Origin of the sequence: Corynebacterium occultum (assembly GCF_009734425.1) — a bacterium.
Lineage (GTDB): Bacteria > Actinomycetota > Actinomycetes > Mycobacteriales > Mycobacteriaceae > Corynebacterium > Corynebacterium occultum.
The window spans coordinates 1411540-1431151 of sequence record NZ_CP046455.1; the positions used below are offsets into that span (position 1 = coordinate 1411540).

Sequence of the window (19612 nt, forward strand, 5' to 3'; positions counted from 1 at the left end):
CATGCGTAACACCGACATCCTGATCATCGCCCATTTCACCGACCCCTCCCGGGGCTCCAACAACCGTTTCCGTGAACTGGCACATGTCCTCAGCCGACGTGGTGCCGCTGTTGAACTGGTCACCTCATCTTTCGATCACCAGAGTAAAACCCAGCGGGATCTAGAGTCGGAGGAGACGACACCATTCAGCATCACCCATATCCAGGAACCGACCTACTCCGCGAATATCTCGCTGGGGCGGATCCGCAGTCACGTGGTGATGGCCCGCAACCTCGCCGAATACCTGGACACCCGGGCAACCCCCGATGTCATCTACTGCGCCATGCCCTCTGATGCGGTGGCCTCCGTCGCCAATGAGTATGCCGAACGCCGGGGAGTGCGTCTGATCCTTGATGTTCAGGACCTCTGGCCGGAAGCCTTCGAAATGGTCCTCAAGCCCAGACCGCTGGCCCGGTGGGCACTGACCCCCTTAAGAATCCGCGCCAATCAGATCTACCGGAAAGCCGACGGGGTGGTCACCGTTTCCGACACCTATTCCGATCGGGTGAGAGAAGCCCGGGGCGGGAAGGTCTCCACCACCTACCTGGGAACCAACCTAAAAGCCTTCGACACTTTTGCCGCGTCCCCCCGCAGCGAGGAAAAGTCTGAGCATCCTGAGGCGCCGATCCGACTGGCCTATGTCGGCACCCTGGGACACAGCTACGACCTCCCGGTGGTCTTCGACGCCATCCGGAATCTGACCCGGGAGAAGCAAAACGTAGAACTGCACGTGATGGGAAGCGGACCCCTGGAAGAAAAATGGCGGGCAGACACCAAGGACCTGTCGAAAGAAGTGATCTTCCACGGTTTATTGGCATACCCGGAGATGGTGTCCCTGCTGAACTCCTGCGATATCGCCCTGAACCCGATCATGCCAGGCGCCGCGCAGAGCATCGTGAACAAGGTCTGTGACTACGCCGCCGCCGGTCTGCCAGTGGTCAGCACCCAGGAATGTGAAGAGTACCGCCACCTGCTGCAGGAATTCCAGGCAGGCATCAGTTGCCCCCCGAATCCCGGAGCCGTGGCCACCGCACTCAAGCAACTGATCGCCGACCCTGAACTCCGCCAGAACATGGGTGAGGGTTCCCGCCGTCTGGCAGAGCGCCACTTCGATCGGGAGGTGACTTATGAACGTCTCGCGGATCTCGTCCTCAGTTAAGTTCCCCGCCGATGTCTCCCGCGCCGGGAAGAACCGCGACCCCCTGGAACATGCCAGGGAAGCCCGATCTGCCTTATCCGGTGATGAGCTCTCTTCCCGGGCGCAGCGAACTCTTCCCGAATCTGAAGAAAGGTACGTCCTCTCATGAACTCCCGAATTCTGCTCTCCCAGGCCACCGTCACTGAAACAGAGGAAAACGCCGTCCTCCGTGCTCTCCGCTCAGGTTGGGTCGCCCCCGTCGGACCCGAACTTGAGGCCTTTGAAAAGGAGATGGCTGAACGTACCGGTGTCAGCCATGCTTTAGCGCTTTCCTCTGGGACCGCGGCACTCCACCTCGCACTGCTCCGCATGGGAGTGGGCCCCGGTGACCGCATCCCGGTTCCCACCCTGACCTTTGTCGCAACCACCAACGCCATCGCTTATACGGGTGCCACCCCGGTGTTCGTCGACTGCCTGCCTGATGGAAATATCGACCCCGTTCTTCTCCTCCACAGCATCGACACCCTCCAGGCCGCAGGGCATCGGGTTCCCGTGGCCATCACCGTCGACCTGATGGGACGCTGCGCCAACTACCAGGAGATCGAGGCCCCGCTCCAGGAGCGGGGGGTTGAACTGCTTGCCGACGCCGCGGAATCTCTCGGTGCCACTCTCAATGGCAGGGCCGCCGGTTCTTTCGGCAAGGCTGCGGCCATCTCCTTCAACGGAAACAAAATCATGACCACCTCCGGTGGTGGCATGTTGCTCAGCAATGATGCTGAACTGATCGACACCGCCCGCTACCTTTCCACCCAGGCCCGCCAGCCTGCCCCCTGGTATCAGCACACCGAAATCGGTTATAACTACCGGCTCTCCAATATCCTTGCGGCGCTCGGCCGAGCTCAGCTTGGCAGACTTGATCAGCTGATTCAGCGACGCACCGAAATCCGGGACCGCTACGCCGAAGCTGGCGGGGAGCTGGGCTACCGGCTCCTCGGGGATGTTCCGGAGACCGCCGAACACCGCGAGAACGCCTGGTTGAGCACCATCGTTCTCGATGAAGCCAGCCCAGTGACCCCGAGCGAGGTGATCAAGGCCCTGGAACAGGAGAATATCGAGGCACGTCATATCTGGAAACCCATGCACCTGCAGCCCCTGCATGCGGGTTCCCTGGGTTTCCTCAACGGTGTCTCAGAGGATCTTTTCGCCCGTTCCGTCACCCTGCCCAGCGGTGCTGGTCTCAGTGAGAGTGATATCGAGCGGGTGATTGATTCCCTGCGGCGGCTCCTGACCGGGGGTCGACGCCGACAGGTTGCGGCCGTCAGAGTCGGGTAGGGTTCGGATGTCGGGCATACAGTTCCTGCGCAGGTGATACTGCTGCGGGGTCAAGGGATCCCGCAGGAAAATAGGTCACGGAATTGGTGGGGGAGCGTGGGATCAGTGAAAGTTCCTGCTCTGAAACGGTTGCTGCTGGGTTGTCTGGTCATGCTGCTGCTTCTGGGTTGCATGATGGCCTGGTACCTCTTTCCCGGCCAGTCACGCCCGGTTCGGGTGGATGTGGTGGTGGTGCTGGCGGGAGTTGATGATGGCCGTCACGCGCTGGGTGCGGAGCTGGTCAAGGCCGGTGTGGCAGAGAACCTGGTGATTTCCAATCCTGCGGGCACCGAGGACGTGGTGGGCAGTTCCTACTGCCGTGGTAAGCGGGCCCCTGTCGAGGCGGCGGGGACTTGGTGCATGAATCCGGACCCCGTGACCACCATCGGGGAAGCCCTGACCTTCGGCCAGTTGGCCGCTGAGCAAGGGTGGTCATCGGTGGCGGTGGTGACCAACCGTCCCCATACCCGCCGGGTGCGGATGATGTTCCGGGAGTGTACTGACCTTGATTCTGAGGTGATCCATATCAAGGGAGTGGATTGGGCTGCTTTTCCCACTCAGATGATTCATGAGATCGGTGGCCACCTGAAGTACCGGTTATTTGACTCCTGTGTCTCCTAGGGTGGTGGGGCATTGCTCCGTATATCTCGTCTGGGTGAGTGAGGGGCAGGCCCACTGTGGCTTAAGCGATAATTTGCTGCATACTTTCCATTGGAGTGCATAATTGCTATAGTCGGGTGCATGACAATCAAGGTTGCAGTTGCCGGTGCCTCGGGCTACGCGGGCGGGGAGATCCTGCGCCTGCTCCTGAGCCACCCGGCCCATGAATCCGGGGAGCTCCAGATCGGAGCCCTCACCGCCAATTCCACCGCCGGTAAGCTGCTCGGGGAACTGATGCCCCATCTGCCGCAGCTGGCCGATCGCGTCGTGGAGGAAACCAGTCCGGAGACCCTCGCCGGACATGATGTCGTATTCCTGGCCCTGCCGCATGGCCACTCCGCCGAGATTGGCCGCCAGCTGGGGGAGGAGGTCCTGGTCATCGACTGTGCCGCCGACTTCCGTCTCACCGACGAAGCCGCCTGGGGCCACTACTACGGTGGCGAGTACGCCGGTTCCTGGCCCTATGGCATCCCCGAGATGCCCGGCCACCGTGAGCAGATCCAGGGTTCCAAGCGGGTCGCCGTGCCGGGTTGTTTCCCCACCGGTGCCACCTTGGCACTGCTGCCGGCCGTGGCCGAGAAGCTGGTTCAGCCGGATGTCACCATCACCTCCATCACCGGTGCTTCCGGTGCCGGCAAGAAGGCTTCGGTGCCGCTGCTCGGCTCCGAGGTCATGGGCTCGCTCAAGGCCTACGGCACCGCCGGTACGCATCGCCACACCCCGGAGATCTCCCAGAATCTCAGCGAGTTCAGCGAGGAGAAGGTCACCGTCAGTTTCACCCCGGTGCTGGCACCCCTGCCACGTGGCATCCTCACCACTGCCACCGCAGCCCTGCAGGAGGGTGTCACCGAGGAACAGGCCCGCACCACCTACGAGGAGTTCTATCAGGATGAGCCCTTCGTCTATGTGCTCCCCGCCGGTCAGCAGCCCCAGACCCAGAATGTGCTCGGCTCCAATATGTGCCACATCCAGGTCGAGGTGGATCCCTTCTCCCACAAGCTGCTGGTGACCTCCGCGATCGACAACCTCACCAAGGGCACCGGTGGCGCCGCGGTCCAGTGCATGAACATCGCCCTGGGCCTGCCGGAGACCGCAGGTCTGCCGCGCGCCGCAGTCGCCCCCTGAGTAAAGGTCCCTTTCCGCCACCTTCCCGAAGAAAGACACAGCATATGAGCAGTATCGGCATCACCGCCCCGGCCGGCTTCCGGGCCGCCGCGATCACCGCAGGCATCAAGGCCTCCGGCAATCCGGACATGGCCCTGGTGGTCAATGACGGCCCCGAGAATGTCGCGGTGGGGGTGTTCACCCGCAACCGGGTTGTCGCCTCCCCGGTCAAGATCACCCGCGCCGCCCTGCAGCAGGGACAGAGCCTCAAGGCGGTGCTCTACAATGCCGGCAATGCCAATGCCTGTAACGGCACCCAGGGTGATGAGGACGCGAAGGAACTGGTGACACACCTGGCCGGGAAGCTGGGTGTGGAGGCCCACGAGATCGGCATCTGCTCCACCGGCCTGATCGGTGAACTGCTACCCATGGACATCATGCGCACCGGCGTGGACACCCTCCCGAACCGCCTCGGCGATAACGGCAGGGCCGCCGCCGAATCCATCATGACCACCGACACCGTCGCCAAGGAGACCGTGGTCAACCGTGAAGGCTGGGTCATCGGCGGCATGGGCAAGGGCGTGGGCATGATGGCCCCCTCCTTGGCCACGATGCTGGTCTGCCTGACCACCGACGCCAAGGTCAGCGCCGAGATGGCGGACACCGCACTGCGGGCCGCCACCGCGCTGACCTTCGACACCCTCGACATCGACGGTTCCACCTCCACCAATGACACTGTGTTGCTGCTGGCCTCCGGGGCCTCCGGTGTGGAGCCCACCCAGGAGGAGCTCAACGCCGCGGTCAAGGAAGCCTGCGTCGACCTGGCAGCCCAGCTGCAGGCAGATGCCGAGGGCGTGACCAAGCGGGTGAGCATCACCGTCACCGGCACCGCCGACAATGAGCAGGCGCTCAATGCCGCCCGCACCGTCGGCCGGGACAACCTCTTCAAGTGCGCCATGTTCGGTTCCGACCCGAACTGGGGCCGCGTCCTCGCCGCGGTCGGCATGGCTGATGCCGAGATGGACCCGGAACGCATTTCCGTCCACTTCAATGAGCAGCCGGTCTGCCTCGACTCCACCGGAGCTCCCGGTGCCCGTGACGTCGACCTCAGTGGTGCCGATATCGCGGTCCGCATCGACCTGGGAACCTCCGGTGAGGGCACCGCAACGGTGCGCACCACGGATCTCTCCCACGCCTATGTAGAGATCAACTCCGCCTACAGCACCTAGGAACCTCTCCCGGCATTCCCGCTCAACCCCGAACCCCCACAACCCAAGGATTCCCTCATGGATGACTCACTCAAGCAGCTGAAACCGGAGGTCAAGGCAGCCATCCTGGCCGAGGCCCTGCCCTGGCTCCAGCACTTCCGGGACCGCATCGTCGTGGTCAAGTACGGCGGCAATGCGATGGTCGACGAGAAGCTCAAGGCAGCCTTCGCCGCTGACATGGTCTTCCTGCGCACCGTCGGGGCCAAGCCCGTCGTCGTGCACGGCGGCGGCCCGCAGATTTCCGACATGCTGCGCCGAGTGGGTCTGGAAGGGGAGTTCAAGGGTGGCTTCCGCGTCACCACCCCGGAGGTCATGGAGATCGTCCGGATGGTGCTCTTCGGACAGGTCGGCCGGGACCTCGTCGGCCTGATCAACTCTCACGGCCCCTACGCCGTGGGCACCTCCGGCGAGGACGCCAACCTTTTCACCGCCACCAAGCGCTATGTCGATGTGGATGGCGTGCCCACCGACATCGGGCTGGTCGGCGATATCGTCGACGTCAACCCGGATGCGGTCATGGACATCATCGAGGCAGGCCGCATCCCGGTGGTCTCCACCATCGCTCCCGGTGAGGACGGCAATGTCTACAACATCAACGCCGACACCGCCGCCGGGGCCCTGGCCGCTGCCCTCAAGGCGGAGCGTCTGCTGGTGCTGACCAATGTCGCCGGGCTCTACACCGACTGGCCGAACCAGGATTCCCTGGTCTCCAAGATCACCGCCAGTCAGTTGGAAAACCTGCTGCCGGCCCTGGATTCCGGCATGATCCCCAAGATGGAGTCCTGCCTCCGGGCGGTTCAGGCAGGAGTCGCCGCTTCCCATGTCATCGACGGTCGGATCGCCCACTCGGTGCTGCTGGAACTGCTGACCATGGGAGGTATCGGCACCATGGTGCTGCCCGACAACTATGACCGCAATGACTACCCCGAAGGCACCGTGCTGCGAAAGGACGATGGAAAATGAGTGACACCCTCGAACAATGGCCCGAGGTGCTGATGAACAACTACGGCACCCCACCGCTGGAGCTGGTCTCCGGCACCGGTGCCACCGTCACTGATGGTCAGGGACGCCACTTCATCGACATGCTCGCCGGTATCGCCGTCAACGCCCTCGGACATGGTCACCCCGCCATCGTGGAAGCTGTCAGCGAGCAGATCAAACAGCTCGGCCACACCTCCAACCTCTTCGCTCACCCCCAGGTGGTCAAACTCGGTGCCCGCCTGAAAGCGCAGCTCGGGGCGGGGGAATCCACCCGGGTATTCTTCTGCAACTCCGGGGCCGAGGCCAATGAGGCAGCCTTCAAGCTCTCCCGTTTAACGGGGCGCTCCCGAATCCTGGCTGCGGTCCACGGTTTCCACGGCCGCACCATGGGTTCACTGGCCATGACCGGCCAGCCGGACAAGCGCGCCCCCTTCGAACCGATGCCCGCCGGTGTGGAGTTCTACACCTACGGCGACATCGACAACCTGCGTGCCCTGGTGGAGCAGGCCCCGACGGACACCGCCTCGATAATTCTGGAACCCATCCAGGGTGAAACGGGTGTCATCCCCGCCCCGGAGGGCTTCCTCCAGGCGGTCCGTGGACTCTGTGATGAGTACGGCATCCTCATGATCGTCGATGAGGTGCAGACCGGTGTCGGCCGCACCGGTGACTTCTTCGCCCACCAGCACGATGGTGTCATCCCGGATGTGGTCACCATGGCCAAGGGCCTGGGTGGCGGTCTGCCGATCGGGGCCTGCCTGGCCACCGGTGCCGCGGCCGGTCTCTTCGCTCCCGGTTCCCACGGCACCACCTTCGGCGGTAACCCGGTGGCCTGTGCCGCCGCCAATGCGGTGCTCGATGTCGTTGATGAGCAGTTCTGCGCTGAGGTCAAGGCCAAGGGCCAGCACTTCATCGATGAGCTCAGCCAGCTCGAGCAGGTCAAGGAGGTGCGGGGCCGCGGCCTGATGCTCGGTGTTCTGCTGCACCAGCCGGTGGCCAAGCAGGCGGTGACTCAGGGACTGGAGAAGGGCCTGATCCTCAACGCACCGGCCGATGATGTCATCCGACTCACCCCGCCGCTGGTGATCAATGATTCCGAGATCGCCCAGGCTCTCCAGGGACTGAAGTCACTGATCACCGAGCTCTCCTGAGCCGCACCGCTGTACCTTCCCCGGAATAACCCCCACCCCTCCCAGAAACAGAGGAATAATGAGCACACCCCCAGTACGGCATTTTCTCGCCGATGATGATCTGAGCCCCGCCGAGCAGGCGGAGGTGCTGCAGCTGGCAGCGGAACTGAAGCAGGCACCGCTGTCCCGCCGTCCACTGGAGGGACCGCTCTCGGTGGCGGTGCTCTTCGACAAGACCTCCACCCGCACCCGCTTCTCCTTCGACGCCGGTATCGCCCACCTCGGTGGACATGCCATCGTGGTGGACTCCGGCAGCAGCCAGATGGGTAAGGGCGAGTCCTACCAGGACACCGGTGCGGTGCTCTCCCGCTTCGTGGAGGCCATCGTCTGGCGCACCTATGCCCAGTCCAACCTCACGGACATGGCGGAGACCGCCACCGTGCCGATCGTCAACGCCCTGACCGATGATCTCCACCCCTGCCAGATCCTGGCGGATCTGCAGACCTGTGTGGAAAATATCTGCCCGGAGCAGGGCCCGGCCGGCCTGCGCGGCAAGAAGGCGGTCTACCTCGGTGACGGCGACAACAACATGGCCAACAGCTACATGATCGGTTTCGCCACCGCCGGCATGGACATCTCCATCATCGCCCCGGAAGGTTTCCAGCCGAAGCCGGAGTTCGTGGAACGCGCCCGGCGCCGCGCCCTGGAAACCGGTGTCACCGTCACCGTCAGCGATTCCCTCGATGAGGTCGCAGGTGCCGCAGTGGTCATCACCGACACCTGGGTGTCCATGGGCATGGAGAATGACGGACTGGACCGTCGCACCCCCTTCCTGCCCTACCAGGTCACTGAGGAGGTCATGGCAAGGGCGGGGGAGGAGGCCATCTTCCTGCACTGCCTGCCGGCCTACCGGGGCAATGAAGTCACCGCCGAGGTCATCGACGGCCCGCGTTCCCGGGTCTTTGATGAGGCGGAGAACCGCCTCCACGCACAGAAGGCACTGCTGGTGTGGCTGCTGGAGAACCAGCCCACCACCCAGGCCTGAAGTGCCGCAGACAGAGGAAAGGAATACTTTGCCCCCCATGAGCGGTGATAAGAACCACGGTGCCACTGCACAGGTCACCCGCACCGCGCGGCAGGCCCGCATCCTCTCCGTCCTGGAGAAGACCCGGGTCTACTCCCAGGTACAGCTCTCGGAGCTGTTGCTGGATGAGGGAATCGACATCACCCAGGCCACCCTCTCCCGGGACCTGGATGAGCTGGGTGCGAAGAAGATCCGTCCCGAGGACGGGGGCCGGGCCTTCTATGCGGTCGGCCCCGTCGAGCAGGCCCTGGCGGAGCAGTTGAGTGGGCCCCGGGAGAAGCTCCGCCGCATGCTCGACGACCTGGTGGTCTCGGTGGATCACTCCGGGAGCATCGCGGTGCTGCGAACCCCACCGGGGGCCGCACAATACCTGGCCAGCTTCATCGACCGGGTCGGAATGAACGAGATCGTCGGCTGTATCGCCGGCGATGACACCATCTTCGTCCTGGCCCGTCACCCGATGACCGGCCGGGAGCTGGGGGAACTGCTCAGCAAACGCTAGGCCCCCGCTAGACTGAAACATTGAACAAGACTGGGATTCCCGCTGCCGTGGAATCACCACACCTGATAGGAGACCTACATGACCAACCGCATCGTGCTCGCATACTCCGGCGGCCTCGACACCACCGTCGCCATCCCGTACCTGAAGAAGATGATCGAGGGCGAAGTTATCGCCGTCTCCCTGGACCTGGGCCAGGGTGGCGAGGACATGGAGTCCGTGCGCCAGCGCGCCATCGATGCCGGCGCCGCCGAGTCCATCGTCATTGACGCCAAGGATGAGTTCGCCGAGGAGTACTGCCTGCCGACCATCAAGGCCAACGGCATGTACATGAAGCAGTACCCCCTGGTCTCCGCCATCTCCCGGCCGCTGATCGTCAAGCACCTCGTGGAGGCCGGCAAGCAGTTCGGCGGCACCCACGTCGCCCACGGCTGCACCGGCAAGGGCAATGACCAGGTCCGCTTCGAGGTCGGTTTCATGGACACCGACCCGGACCTGAAGATCATCGCCCCGGCACGTGACTTCGCCTGGACCCGGGACAAGGCCATCGCCTTCGCTGAGGAGAACAACGTTCCGATCGAGCAGTCCGTCAAGTCCCCCTTCTCCATCGACCAGAACGTCTGGGGCCGCGCCATCGAGACCGGTTACCTCGAGGACCTGTGGAACGCCCCGACCAAGGACATCTACGCCTACACCGAGGATCCGGCCCTGGGCAACGCCCCCGATGAGCTGATCATCTCCTTCGAGGCCGGTAAGCCGGTCGCCATCGACGGCCGTCCCGTCACCGTCCTGCAGGCCATCGAGGAGCTCAACCGTCGCGCCGGCGCCCAGGGTGTGGGCCGCCTGGACATGGTCGAGGACCGCCTGGTGGGCATCAAGTCCCGCGAGATCTACGAGGCACCGGGTGCGCTGACCCTGATCAAGGCCCACGAGGCCCTGGAGGATGTCACCATCGAGCGTGAGCTGGCGCGCTACAAGCGCGGCATCGACGCCCGCTGGTCCGAGGAGGTCTACGACGGTCTGTGGTTCGGCCCGCTGAAGCGCTCCCTGGATGCCTTCATCGACTCCACCCAGGAGCATGTCACCGGTGATATCCGCCTGGTGCTGCACGCCGGTGCGATCACCGTCAACGGACGTCGTTCCAGCCACTCCCTCTACGACTTCAACCTGGCCACCTACGACACCGGTGACACCTTCGACCAGACCCTGGCCAAGGGCTTCGTCGAACTGCACGGGCTGTCCTCCAAGATCGCCAACAAGCGCGACCGCGACGCCAACTAAGCACTTCGTAGAGATAGGAAGGGGAGTACCCAGATGGAAAAGCACGGAACCAATGAAGGTGCCCTGTGGGGTGGCCGATTCTCCGGTGGCCCTTCGGAGGCGATGTTCGCACTGAGTGTGTCCACCCACTTCGACTGGGTGCTCGCCCCCTATGATGTGCTGGCCTCCAAGGCGCACGCCAAGGTCCTGCACTCAGCCCAGCTGCTCAGCGACGCCGATCTGGAGACCATGCTCAATGGTCTGGATGAGCTGGGTGCCAAGGTCGCCAGCGGGGAGTTCCGCCCCCTGCCCAGCGATGAGGATGTCCACGGTGCAATGGAACGTGGTCTGATCGACGTCGTCGGCCCTGAGGTCGGCGGCCGTCTGCGCGCGGGACGTTCCCGCAATGACCAGGTGGCCACCCTCTTCCGCATGTGGGTGCGCGATGCCATCCGAGACACCGCACTCGGTGTCAGTGAGCTTGTCGACGCCCTCGTCGCACAGGCGGAGGCCCACCCGGATGCGATCATGCCGGGCAAGACCCACTTCCAGGCGGCCCAGCCGGTGCTGCTGGCACACCAGCTGCTGGCCCACGCACACCCCCTGCTGCGTGATATCGACCGTCTGAAGGACCTGGATAAGCGACTGGCGATCTCACCCTATGGCTCCGGTGCCCTGGCCGGTTCCTCGCTGGCTCTGAACCCGGAGGCCATTGCCGAGGAGCTCGGCTTCGATGCCGCGGCCGACAACTCCCTCGACGCCACCTCATCGCGGGACTTCGCCTCTGAGGCTGCTTTCGTGCTGGCCCAGATCGCGGTCGACATGTCGCGGCTCTCCGAGGAAGTCATCGCCTGGTGCACCCCGGAGTTCAACTACGTCACCCTGGCCGACCAGTGGTCGACCGGCAGCTCGATCATGCCGCAGAAGAAGAACCCGGACATCCCGGAGCTGACCCGTGGCAAGACCGGCCGACTGATCGGCAACCTGGCTGGCCTCATGGCCACGCTCAAGGCGCTGCCGCTGGCCTATAACCGTGACCTGCAGGAGGATAAGGAGCCCATCGTCGATTCGGTGGCCCAGCTGCGGCTGCTGCTGCCGGCGATGACCGGACTGGTCTCCACCCTGCGCTTCAATGAAACGCGGATGCGGGAGCTGGCCCCGGCCGGTTTCACCCTGGCCACTGATCTGGCGGAGTGGATGGTCCGGCAGGGAGTGCCCTTCCGCGAGGCCCATGAGGCCTCGGGTGCCTGCGTGCGCATCGCCGAGCAGCGCGGCGTGGGCCTGGTGGACCTCAGCGATGAGGAGCTCGCGGGCGTCGATAAGCGACTGACCCCGGAGGTACGTGATGTCCTGACCATTGATGGTGCCGTGGCATCCCGTTCCACCAAGGGCGGCACCGCCGGTGTGCGGGTGACCGAGCAGCGGGAACGGGTGGCGGCAGCTTCGGCTGCAGCCAAGGAGTGGGCGAACACCCCGGTGCGCGCCAACTAATCAGAACTGAAGCATGAGAACCGGGGGTGGCGAGCACGATCCACCCCCGGTTTTCTCCTGTTGCGGGGCTCTCAGTCCTGGTCTTCCCCTCTTCGGCTCCGGCCGACCATTGATTCGCTGAAGCTGCCACACAGTGAAAGCGAGGAAATCCGCACCGCCATCGGGGAGAACAATGTCCGCGCCCTGGCGAACCACCGTGACATGCTCCGCCTGACTTCCTGGCCGGGACAGGGTCTCGATCAGCCGGGTTCCGGCCGCCAGGTAAGATGAGCCACCATGAGTCTTGATCCGAAATTGCTGGATGTCCTCGCCTGTCCCAAGGACAAGGGCCCGCTGGAGTATCTGGAAGATGAGCAGGTCCTGGTGAATAAGCGACTGAAGCTCGCCTATCGCATCGACGATGGGATCCCGGTGCTGCTCATCGACGAAGCCACCCCCTGGCCCAAGCCCTAAGCGCGCTTATCGACGCCCACCCCTCCCCGGGGATGCGGTGAAGATCCACATTTCCCTCGAAGACCCCATCATTCCCATAAGGAACATCCCCACCATGAACATCATTGAAGAACTCCAGTGGCGCGGCCTGATCAACCAGTCCACCGACCTCGAAGCACTACGCAAGGCCACCGAGGAAGGAACGATCACCCTCTACTGCGGTTTTGACCCGACCGGCCCCTCCCTCCACGCCGGCCACCTGGTTCCGCTGCTGATGCTGGCCCGTTTCCAGCAGGCTGGCCACCGGCCCCTGGTTCTGGCGGGTGGCGCCACCGGCATGATCGGTGATCCCCGTGATGTCGGGGAGCGCAGCATGAATGACGCCGACACCGTGAAGGACTGGGCTGGCCGTATCTCCGGGCAGCTGCAGCGCTTCGTTTCCTTCAAGGGTGAGAACTCCGCCGAACTGGTCAACAACAATGACTGGACCAAGGATCTCTCGGTGATCACCTTCCTGCGTGACATCGGCAAGCACTTCCCCCTGAACACCATGCTCGGCCGTGACACCGTCAAACGTCGCCTCGAGAATGACGGCATCTCCTACACCGAGTTCTCCTACATGCTGCTGCAGGCCAACGATTATGTGCAGCTGCACGACAACTACAACTGCGTGCTGCAGGTCGGCGGGGGTGACCAGTGGGGCAACCTGGTTGCCGGTGTCGACCTGGTCCGTCGCGTCCGTGGTGAATCCGTCCACGCGCTGACCGTTCCGCTGGTCACTGACTCCGAGGGCAAGAAGTTCGGCAAGTCCACCGGTGGGGGCAGCCTCTGGCTGGATCCTGAGATGACCAGCCCGTACACCTGGTACCAGTACTTCATCAACACCGGTGATGCCGATGTCATCCGTTACCTGCGCTGGTTCACCTTCCTTTCCCGCGAAGAACTCGCCGAGCTGGAGGTCGAGGTCGCCGAGCGTCCCTTCAAGCGGGAGGCCCAGAAGCGACTGGCCCGCGAGATGACCAACCTGGTTCATGGTGAAGATGCCACCCAGGCAGTTGAACTCGCCTCCCAGGCACTCTTCGGTCGGGCCGAGCTGGCAGACCTGGATGAAGCGACCCTGGCTTCCGCTGTTTCCGAGACTGAGATCGTCGAGCTCAACAGCGGCGATGAGCGCAGCATCGTTGACCTGCTGGTGGCTGCTGGGCTGAGCAAGTCCAAGGGTGAGGCACGCCGCGCCGTTAAGGAAGGTGGCGCCTACGTCAATAACGCCCGCATTGAGGATGAGTCCTGGGAGCCGGCGGCATCAGACCTTCTGCATGACAAGTGGCTGGTGCTGCGCCGAGGCAAGAAGAACTTCGCCGGCGTGAAGGTTAACGGCTGAAAGAGCTGTCTCCCGAGCTATCTCCCAGAAATTAAAGACAAATAGGGAAGTGGCTCCACTGAAATGAAGCTCTTTTAAACGCTGGAGTTTGTGCCCATCCCGGCATTAATCCCCCGGACACCACCAGGTGTTCGGGGGATTAATGCTTTGACCTGGTGATTTGTGGGAAATCGGGAAGGTATGTAGATTAATGCCCTGTCGCCGCAACGAGGTGTTACACCGAGTTGAAGCGAAGATGAACCCGAAGTTGACATTCTCTGAATGTCGGGAGTAGGGTTGCAATTCAGCCGCAGAAACACCTGCCCCATGATAATGGGTGTGAGTGCTGTGTGTGAATGTTGTGTGAGAACTCAATAGTGTGCCATTTTATTTTTTGTTTGTCGTGGCCTGCCTGCATCCGGTTTGGGTGTGGTGGGTCGGGTCATACCGGGTGTGAGAGATCGTTGCTTGCACTGTAAATCATGGGCCGCATCTTTCGGGGTGGGGTCAGTCGGTATGGTTGACTAAGTTTTTATGTCGGATCCCCGTTTGTTTTTCCCCGTCAGGGAAGGGGGGGTCTGATGGTTGATCAGTAATTTTTTGGATGAATTGCCAGTGGCCTGTTCCTCTTTCTGGGGGGTGGGTCGTGGTTTGTTTGTCAGGTTGTCGGGCTTTTCAGTCTGATTGATCGGCGTCCTTCGGGGTGTTGGTTGTCTTTTATGGAGAGTTTGATCCTGGCTCAGGACGAACGCTGGCGGCGTGCTTAACACATGCAAGTCGAACGGAAAGGCCCCTTCGGGGGTACTCGAGTGGCGAACGGGTGAGTAACACGTGGGTGATCTGCCCCGCACTTCGGGATAAGCCTGGGAAACTGGGTCTAATACCGGATAGGACCGCATCGTGGAGGTGTGGTGGAAAGATTTTTCGGTGTGGGATGAGCTCGCGGCCTATCAGCTTGTTGGTGGGGTAATGGCCTACCAAGGCGTCGACGGGTAGCCGGCCTGAGAGGGTGGACGGCCACATTGGGACTGAGATACGGCCCAGACTCCTACGGGAGGCAGCAGTGGGGAATATTGCACAATGGGCGGAAGCCTGATGCAGCGACGCCGCGTGGGGGATGAAGGCCTTCGGGTTGTAAACTCCTTTCGCCAGGGACGAAGCCGCAAGGTGACGGTACCTGGATAAGAAGCACCGGCTAACTACGTGCCAGCAGCCGCGGTAATACGTAGGGTGCGAGCGTTGTCCGGAATTACTGGGCGTAAAGAGCTCGTAGGTGGTTTGTCGCGTCGTCTGTGAAATTCCGGGGCTTAACTCCGGGCGTGCAGGCGATACGGGCATAACTTGAGTGCTGTAGGGGAGACTGGAATTCCTGGTGTAGCGGTGATATGCGCAGATATCAGGAGGAACACCAATGGCGAAGGCAGGTCTCTGGGCAGTAACTGACGCTGAGGAGCGAAAGCATGGGTAGCGAACAGGATTAGATACCCTGGTAGTCCATGCCGTAAACGGTGGGCGCTAGGTGTAGGGGACTTCCACGTCTTCTGTGCCGTAGCTAACGCATTAAGCGCCCCGCCTGGGGAGTACGGCCGCAAGGCTAAAACTCAAAGGAATTGACGGGGGCCCGCACAAGCGGCGGAGCATGTGGATTAATTCGATGCAACGCGAAGAACCTTACCTGGGCTTGACATGGACCAGATCGGCGTAGAGATACGTCTTCCCTTGTGGCTGGTTCACAGGTGGTGCATGGTTGTCGTCAGCTCGTGTCGTGAGATGTTGGGTTAAGTCCCGCAACGAGCGCAACCCTTGTCTTATGTTGCCAGCACGTTATGGTGGGGACTCATGAGAAACTGCCGGGGTCAACTCGGAGGAAGGTGGGGATGACGTCAAATCATCATGCCCCTTATGTCCAGGGCTTCACACATGCTACAATGGTCGGTACAGCAGGTCGCGAACCCGTGAGGGTAAGCTAATCCTTCAAAGCCGGCCTCAGTTCGGATTGGGGTCTGCAACTCGACCCCATGAAGTCGGAGTCGCTAGTAATCGCAGATCAGCAACGCTGCGGTGAATACGTTCCCGGGCCTTGTACACACCGCCCGTCACGTCATGAAAGTTGGTAACACCCGAAGCCAGTGGCCCAACCGTAAGGGGGGAGCTGTCGAAGGTGGGATCGGCGATTGGGACGAAGTCGTAACAAGGTAGCCGTACCGGAAGGTGCGGCTGGATCACCTCCTTTCTAAGGAGCTTTAGAAAATCCTTTCATCCACTGTGTGGGTGGGGTACACCGGTTGGTGGTCACGTTTGTTGGCCCGCCGGCATTTTAATCGGGTGGATATGATTCCCCACGCTTGGATGCGTGGTCGATGAGCAAAAGATAACTCACTGTCTGACGGTGGTGGGGTGGCATGCTGTTGGGTGTCTGGGACAACATTTTTGTTCCGTGACTGATCATCTACGTATCAGGTGTCTCGTCTTCGGGTGGGGTGTGTGGTGGTGGGTGGTGTGTTGTGTGAGAACTGTATAGTGGACGCGAGCATCTTTATTCTTGTTGTAAGTAAGCAATTTCATCGCGACCTTGTCGTGATAGAAGTTTTGTGTGTGTTTTTTAAGGGCACACGGTGGATGCCTTGGCATACTGAGCCGATGAAGGACGTGAGAGGCTGCGTTATGCCTCGGGGAGTTGCCAACTAAGCGTTGATCCGAGGATGTCCGAATGGGGAAACCCGGCTGTCGTTATGGGCGGTCACCCTTCCATGAATTCATAGTGGTTGTGGGGGTTACGCGGGGAAGTGAAACATCTCAGTACCCGCAGGAAAAGAAAACAATAGTGATTCCGTGAGTAGCGGCGAGCGAAAATGGATTAGTGGCTAAACCTGTGATGTGTGATACCTGGTAGGGGTTGCATTGTGGGGGTTGTGGGATTTAAGCGTGTCTGGTCTACCAGCCGGGCGCAGGGTGCACGGTGTTAGCGGAAGTGGTTTGGGATGACCTGCCGGAGAGGGTGAGAGTCCCGTACGTGAAGACACTGTGTTTCTTGTTGTTTATGTCCCGAGTAGCAGCGGGCTCGTGGAATCTGCTGTGAATCTGCCGGGACCACCCGGTAAGCCTGAATACTCAGTATGACCGATAGCGGATTAGTACCGTGAGGGAATGGTGAAAAGTACCCCGGGAGGGGAGTGAAATAGTACCTGAAACCGTGTGCTTACAATCCGTCAGAGCTGTAATAGGTGATGGCGTGCCTTTTGAAGAATGAGCCTGCGAGTCAGCGGCATGTCGCGAGGTTAACCCGTTGAGTGGGGTAGTCGTAGCGAAAGCGAATACTAACTAGTGTGTTTTAGTGGCATGTCCTGGACCCGAAGCGGGGTGATCTACCCATGGCCAGTGTGAAGCGATGGTAAGACGTCGTGGAGGCGCGAACCCACTTAGGTTGAAAACTGAGGGGATGAGTTGTGGGTAGGGGTGAAAGGCCAATCAAACTCCGTGATAGCTGGTTCTCCCCGAAATGCATTTAGGTGCAGCGTTGTGTGGTGCTTGCCGGAGGTAGAGCTACTGGTTGGTTGAGCGGGACTACAATCTTAGCAATGTCAGCCAAACTCCGAATGCCGGTTTAAGTTAGCGCAGCAGTGAGACTGTGGGGGATAAGCTTCATAGTCGAGAGGGAAACAGCCCAGATCGCCGGTTAAGGCCCCTAAGGGTGTACTAAGTGGAAAAGGATGTGGGATCGCGAAGACAGCCAGGAGGTTGGCTTAGAAGCAGCCATCCTTGAAAGAGTGCGTAATAGCTCACTGGTCGAGTGGTTCTGCGCCGACAATGTAGTGGGGCTCAAGTACACCGCCGAAGCCGCGGCAATGATATTTATATTATTGGGTAGGGGAGCGTCGTGCACGGGGTGAAGCGCTTGGGTGACCGGGTGTGGACTGTGTGCGAGTGAGAATGCAGGCATGAGTAACGAATTGATGAGTGAGAATCTCATCCGCCGGATGACTAAGGGTTCCTGGGTCAAGTTCGTCTTCCCAGGGTGAGTCGGGGCCTAAGGCGAGGCCGTCAGGCGTAGTCGATGGATAACGGGTTGATATTCCCGTACCCGAGTGTGTGCGCCCATGGTGAATCAGTGATACTAACCACCCATAATCCTTCGGATGTCATCTTTGATGGTGTCTGTCGGGGCGTGCGTGGAGCCTGAGCTGGTAGTAGCTAAGTGATGGGGTGACGCAGTGAGGTAGCCGAGCCACTTATTGGATTGTGGTGTAAGCGTGTAGCACGGGTTGGTAGGTAAATCCGCCGGCCCAGGTGTGTGAGGCGTGATGCGTAGCCCTTCGGGGTGATGTTGGTGATCCTGTACTGTCGAGAAAAGCCTCTAGCGAGTGCACATTCGGCCCGTACCCTAAACCGACACAGGTAGTCAGGTAGAGAATACTAAGGCGTTCGGGTGAACTGTGGTTAAGGAACTCGGCAAAATGCCCCCGTAACTTCGGGAGAAGGGGGGCCATGGCTGGTGACGGGTTTTACACCTTGAGCTGGTTGTGGTCGCAGAGAATAGAGGGAAGCGACTGTTTATTAAAAACACAGGTCCGTGCGAAAACGTTTAAGTTGAGGTATACGGACTGACGCCTGCCCGGTGCTGGAAGGTTAAGAGGACCGGTTAGCTCATTTATGGGCGAAGCTGAGAATTTAAGCCCCAGTAAACGGCGGTGGTAACTATAACCATCCTAAGGTAGCGAAATTCCTTGTCGGGTAAGTTCCGACCTGCACGAATGGCGTAACGACTTCCCTGCTGTCTCAACCACAGGCCCGGTGAAATTGCAGTACGAGTAAAGATGCTCGTTACGCGCGGCAGGACGAAAAGACCCCGGGACCTTCACTATAGCTTGGTATTGGTGTTCGGTTCGGTTTGTGTAGGATAGGTGGGAGACTTAGATCACATGACGCTAGTTGTGTGGGAGTCGTTGTTGAAATACCACTCTGATCGGATTGAACATCTAACTTTGGCCCATGATCTGGGTTGGGGACAGTGCCTGGTGGGTAGTTTAACTGGGGCGGTTGCCTCCTAAATGGTAACGGAGGCGCCCAAAGGTTTCCTCAGCCTGGTTGGTAATCAGGTGGTGAGTGTAAGTGCACAAGGGAGCTTGACTGTGAGAGTGACAGCTCGAACAGGGACGAAAGTCGGGACTAGTGATCCGGCACCTACTTGTGGATGTGGTGTCGCTCAACGGATAAAAGGTACCCCGGGGATAACAGGCTGATCTTCCCCAAGAGTCCATATCGACGGGATGGTTTGGCACCTCGATGTCGGCTCGTCGCATCCTGGGGCTGGAGTAGGTCCCAAGGGTTGGGCTGTTCGCCCATTAAAGCGGCACGCGAGCTGGGTTTAGAACGTCGTGAGACAGTTCGGTCTCTATCCGCCGTGCGCGTTGAAACTTGAAGAAGGCTGTCCCTAGTACGAGAGGACCGGGACGGACGTACCTCTAGTGTGCCAGTTGTTCCGCCAGGGGCAGGGCTGGTTGGCTACGTACGGGAGGGATAACCGCTGAAAGCATCTAAGCGGGAAGCCTGTTTTGAGATGAGGTTTCTTTTGAGGTTCCCTATAGATTATGGGGTTGATAGGCCGGATCTGGACGCATCGTAAGGTGTGGAGGTGACCGGTACTAATTTACCGATAACACACATATATCTGCTGGCCCTTGGGGTTGGTGGTTGTGCGTAACTTGTAACGAGTGATCTTGAGGGTTGCTTCGCGTCCACTGTGCAGTGTCTGACACGACACGCACCCCACCGTGGGGTGTGGTTGGTTCGTGTTG

General features: G+C 60.9%; 14 protein-coding genes and 2 rRNA genes. All 16 read left to right on the top strand.

Features of this window, described 5'->3' with window-relative positions:
- Position 1 precedes the first annotated feature (1 nt).
- Complete coding sequence (locus tag COCCU_RS06625) at positions 2 to 1198, top strand: glycosyltransferase family 4 protein (protein ID WP_156230783.1); 1197 nt, start codon at positions 2 to 4, stop codon at positions 1196 to 1198.
- 144 nt (positions 1199 to 1342) lie between these two features.
- The gene (locus COCCU_RS06630) at positions 1343 to 2509 is read left to right on the top strand and encodes a DegT/DnrJ/EryC1/StrS family aminotransferase (RefSeq protein ID WP_156230784.1); all 1167 of its coding nucleotides are present in this window, start codon (positions 1343 to 1345) and stop codon (positions 2507 to 2509) included.
- A gap of 105 nt (positions 2510 to 2614) precedes the next feature.
- Positions 2615 to 3169: a YdcF family protein gene (locus COCCU_RS06635; RefSeq protein ID WP_156230785.1), complete on the top strand. Its 555-nt coding sequence runs from the start codon at positions 2615 to 2617 to the stop codon at positions 3167 to 3169.
- 120 nt (positions 3170 to 3289) lie between these two features.
- The gene (gene argC / locus COCCU_RS06640) at positions 3290 to 4333 is read left to right on the top strand and encodes an N-acetyl-gamma-glutamyl-phosphate reductase (protein WP_156230786.1); all 1044 of its coding nucleotides are present in this window, start codon (positions 3290 to 3292) and stop codon (positions 4331 to 4333) included.
- A gap of 44 nt (positions 4334 to 4377) precedes the next feature.
- Positions 4378 to 5541, top strand: coding sequence for a bifunctional glutamate N-acetyltransferase/amino-acid acetyltransferase ArgJ (gene argJ, locus COCCU_RS06645; RefSeq protein WP_156230787.1), 1164 nt, complete (start codon positions 4378 to 4380; stop codon positions 5539 to 5541).
- A gap of 57 nt (positions 5542 to 5598) precedes the next feature.
- Positions 5599 to 6543 (top strand): acetylglutamate kinase, encoded by a 945-nt coding sequence (argB, locus tag COCCU_RS06650; protein ID WP_156230788.1) that lies wholly within the window; start codon positions 5599 to 5601, stop codon positions 6541 to 6543.
- A complete protein-coding gene (locus tag COCCU_RS06655) occupies positions 6540 to 7712 on the top strand; it encodes an acetylornithine transaminase (protein WP_156230789.1) in 1173 nt (390 codons plus the stop codon). Before argB ends, COCCU_RS06655 begins: the two co-directional genes overlap by 4 nt.
- A gap of 58 nt (positions 7713 to 7770) precedes the next feature.
- Entirely contained in the window at positions 7771 to 8736 is a 966-nt protein-coding gene (gene argF / locus COCCU_RS06660; protein ID WP_197088455.1) for an ornithine carbamoyltransferase, read from the top strand.
- Positions 8737 to 8773: 37 nt separating this feature from the next.
- Positions 8774 to 9277, top strand: a complete 504-nt coding sequence (locus tag COCCU_RS06665; RefSeq protein WP_156230791.1) for an arginine repressor — start codon at positions 8774 to 8776, stop codon at positions 9275 to 9277.
- Positions 9278 to 9355: 78 nt separating this feature from the next.
- Positions 9356 to 10555 (top strand): argininosuccinate synthase, encoded by a 1200-nt coding sequence (locus tag COCCU_RS06670; protein ID WP_156230792.1) that lies wholly within the window; start codon positions 9356 to 9358, stop codon positions 10553 to 10555.
- A gap of 33 nt (positions 10556 to 10588) precedes the next feature.
- Positions 10589 to 12025, top strand: coding sequence for an argininosuccinate lyase (gene argH / locus COCCU_RS06675; RefSeq protein WP_156230793.1), 1437 nt, complete (start codon positions 10589 to 10591; stop codon positions 12023 to 12025).
- 60 nt (positions 12026 to 12085) lie between these two features.
- Entirely contained in the window at positions 12086 to 12295 is a 210-nt protein-coding gene (locus COCCU_RS06680; RefSeq protein ID WP_156230794.1) for a hypothetical protein, read from the top strand.
- A 6-nt stretch (positions 12296 to 12301) separates the two neighbouring features.
- Complete coding sequence (locus COCCU_RS06685) at positions 12302 to 12478, top strand: Trm112 family protein (RefSeq protein ID WP_156230795.1); 177 nt, start codon at positions 12302 to 12304, stop codon at positions 12476 to 12478.
- Between the two features lie 94 nt (positions 12479 to 12572).
- Positions 12573 to 13838, top strand: a complete 1266-nt coding sequence (tyrS, locus tag COCCU_RS06690; RefSeq protein ID WP_156230796.1) for a tyrosine--tRNA ligase — start codon at positions 12573 to 12575, stop codon at positions 13836 to 13838.
- Positions 13839 to 14533: 695 nt separating this feature from the next.
- Positions 14534 to 16050, top strand: a 16S ribosomal RNA gene (locus tag COCCU_RS06695).
- Between the two features lie 359 nt (positions 16051 to 16409).
- A 23S ribosomal RNA gene (locus tag COCCU_RS06700) occupies positions 16410 to 19484 on the top strand.
- The 16S and 23S rRNA genes sit together here, the layout of an rRNA operon.
- The last annotated feature ends 128 nt before the right edge of the window (positions 19485 to 19612 follow it).

Bases quoted from the DNA above. Each gene is read 5' to 3' on its own strand.
- COCCU_RS06655 (WP_156230789.1), top strand. From the start codon at position 6,540: ATGAGTGACACCCTCGAACAATGGCCCGAGGTGCTGATGAACAACTAC.
- argJ (WP_156230787.1), top strand. From the start codon at position 4,378: ATGAGCAGTATCGGCATCACCGCCCCGGCCGGCTTCCGGGCCGCCGCG.
- COCCU_RS06625 (WP_156230783.1), top strand. From the start codon at position 2: ATGCGTAACACCGACATCCTGATCATCGCCCATTTCACCGACCCCTCC.
- tyrS (WP_156230796.1), top strand. From the start codon at position 12,573: ATGAACATCATTGAAGAACTCCAGTGGCGCGGCCTGATCAACCAGTCC.
- argC (WP_156230786.1), top strand. From the start codon at position 3,290: ATGACAATCAAGGTTGCAGTTGCCGGTGCCTCGGGCTACGCGGGCGGG.
- argB (WP_156230788.1), top strand. From the start codon at position 5,599: ATGGATGACTCACTCAAGCAGCTGAAACCGGAGGTCAAGGCAGCCATC.
- COCCU_RS06665 (WP_156230791.1), top strand. From the start codon at position 8,774: ATGAGCGGTGATAAGAACCACGGTGCCACTGCACAGGTCACCCGCACC.
- COCCU_RS06630 (WP_156230784.1), top strand. From the start codon at position 1,343: ATGAACTCCCGAATTCTGCTCTCCCAGGCCACCGTCACTGAAACAGAG.
- COCCU_RS06670 (WP_156230792.1), top strand. From the start codon at position 9,356: ATGACCAACCGCATCGTGCTCGCATACTCCGGCGGCCTCGACACCACC.
- argF (WP_197088455.1), top strand. From the start codon at position 7,771: ATGAGCACACCCCCAGTACGGCATTTTCTCGCCGATGATGATCTGAGC.
- COCCU_RS06685 (WP_156230795.1), top strand. From the start codon at position 12,302: ATGAGTCTTGATCCGAAATTGCTGGATGTCCTCGCCTGTCCCAAGGAC.
- argH (WP_156230793.1), top strand. From the start codon at position 10,589: ATGGAAAAGCACGGAACCAATGAAGGTGCCCTGTGGGGTGGCCGATTC.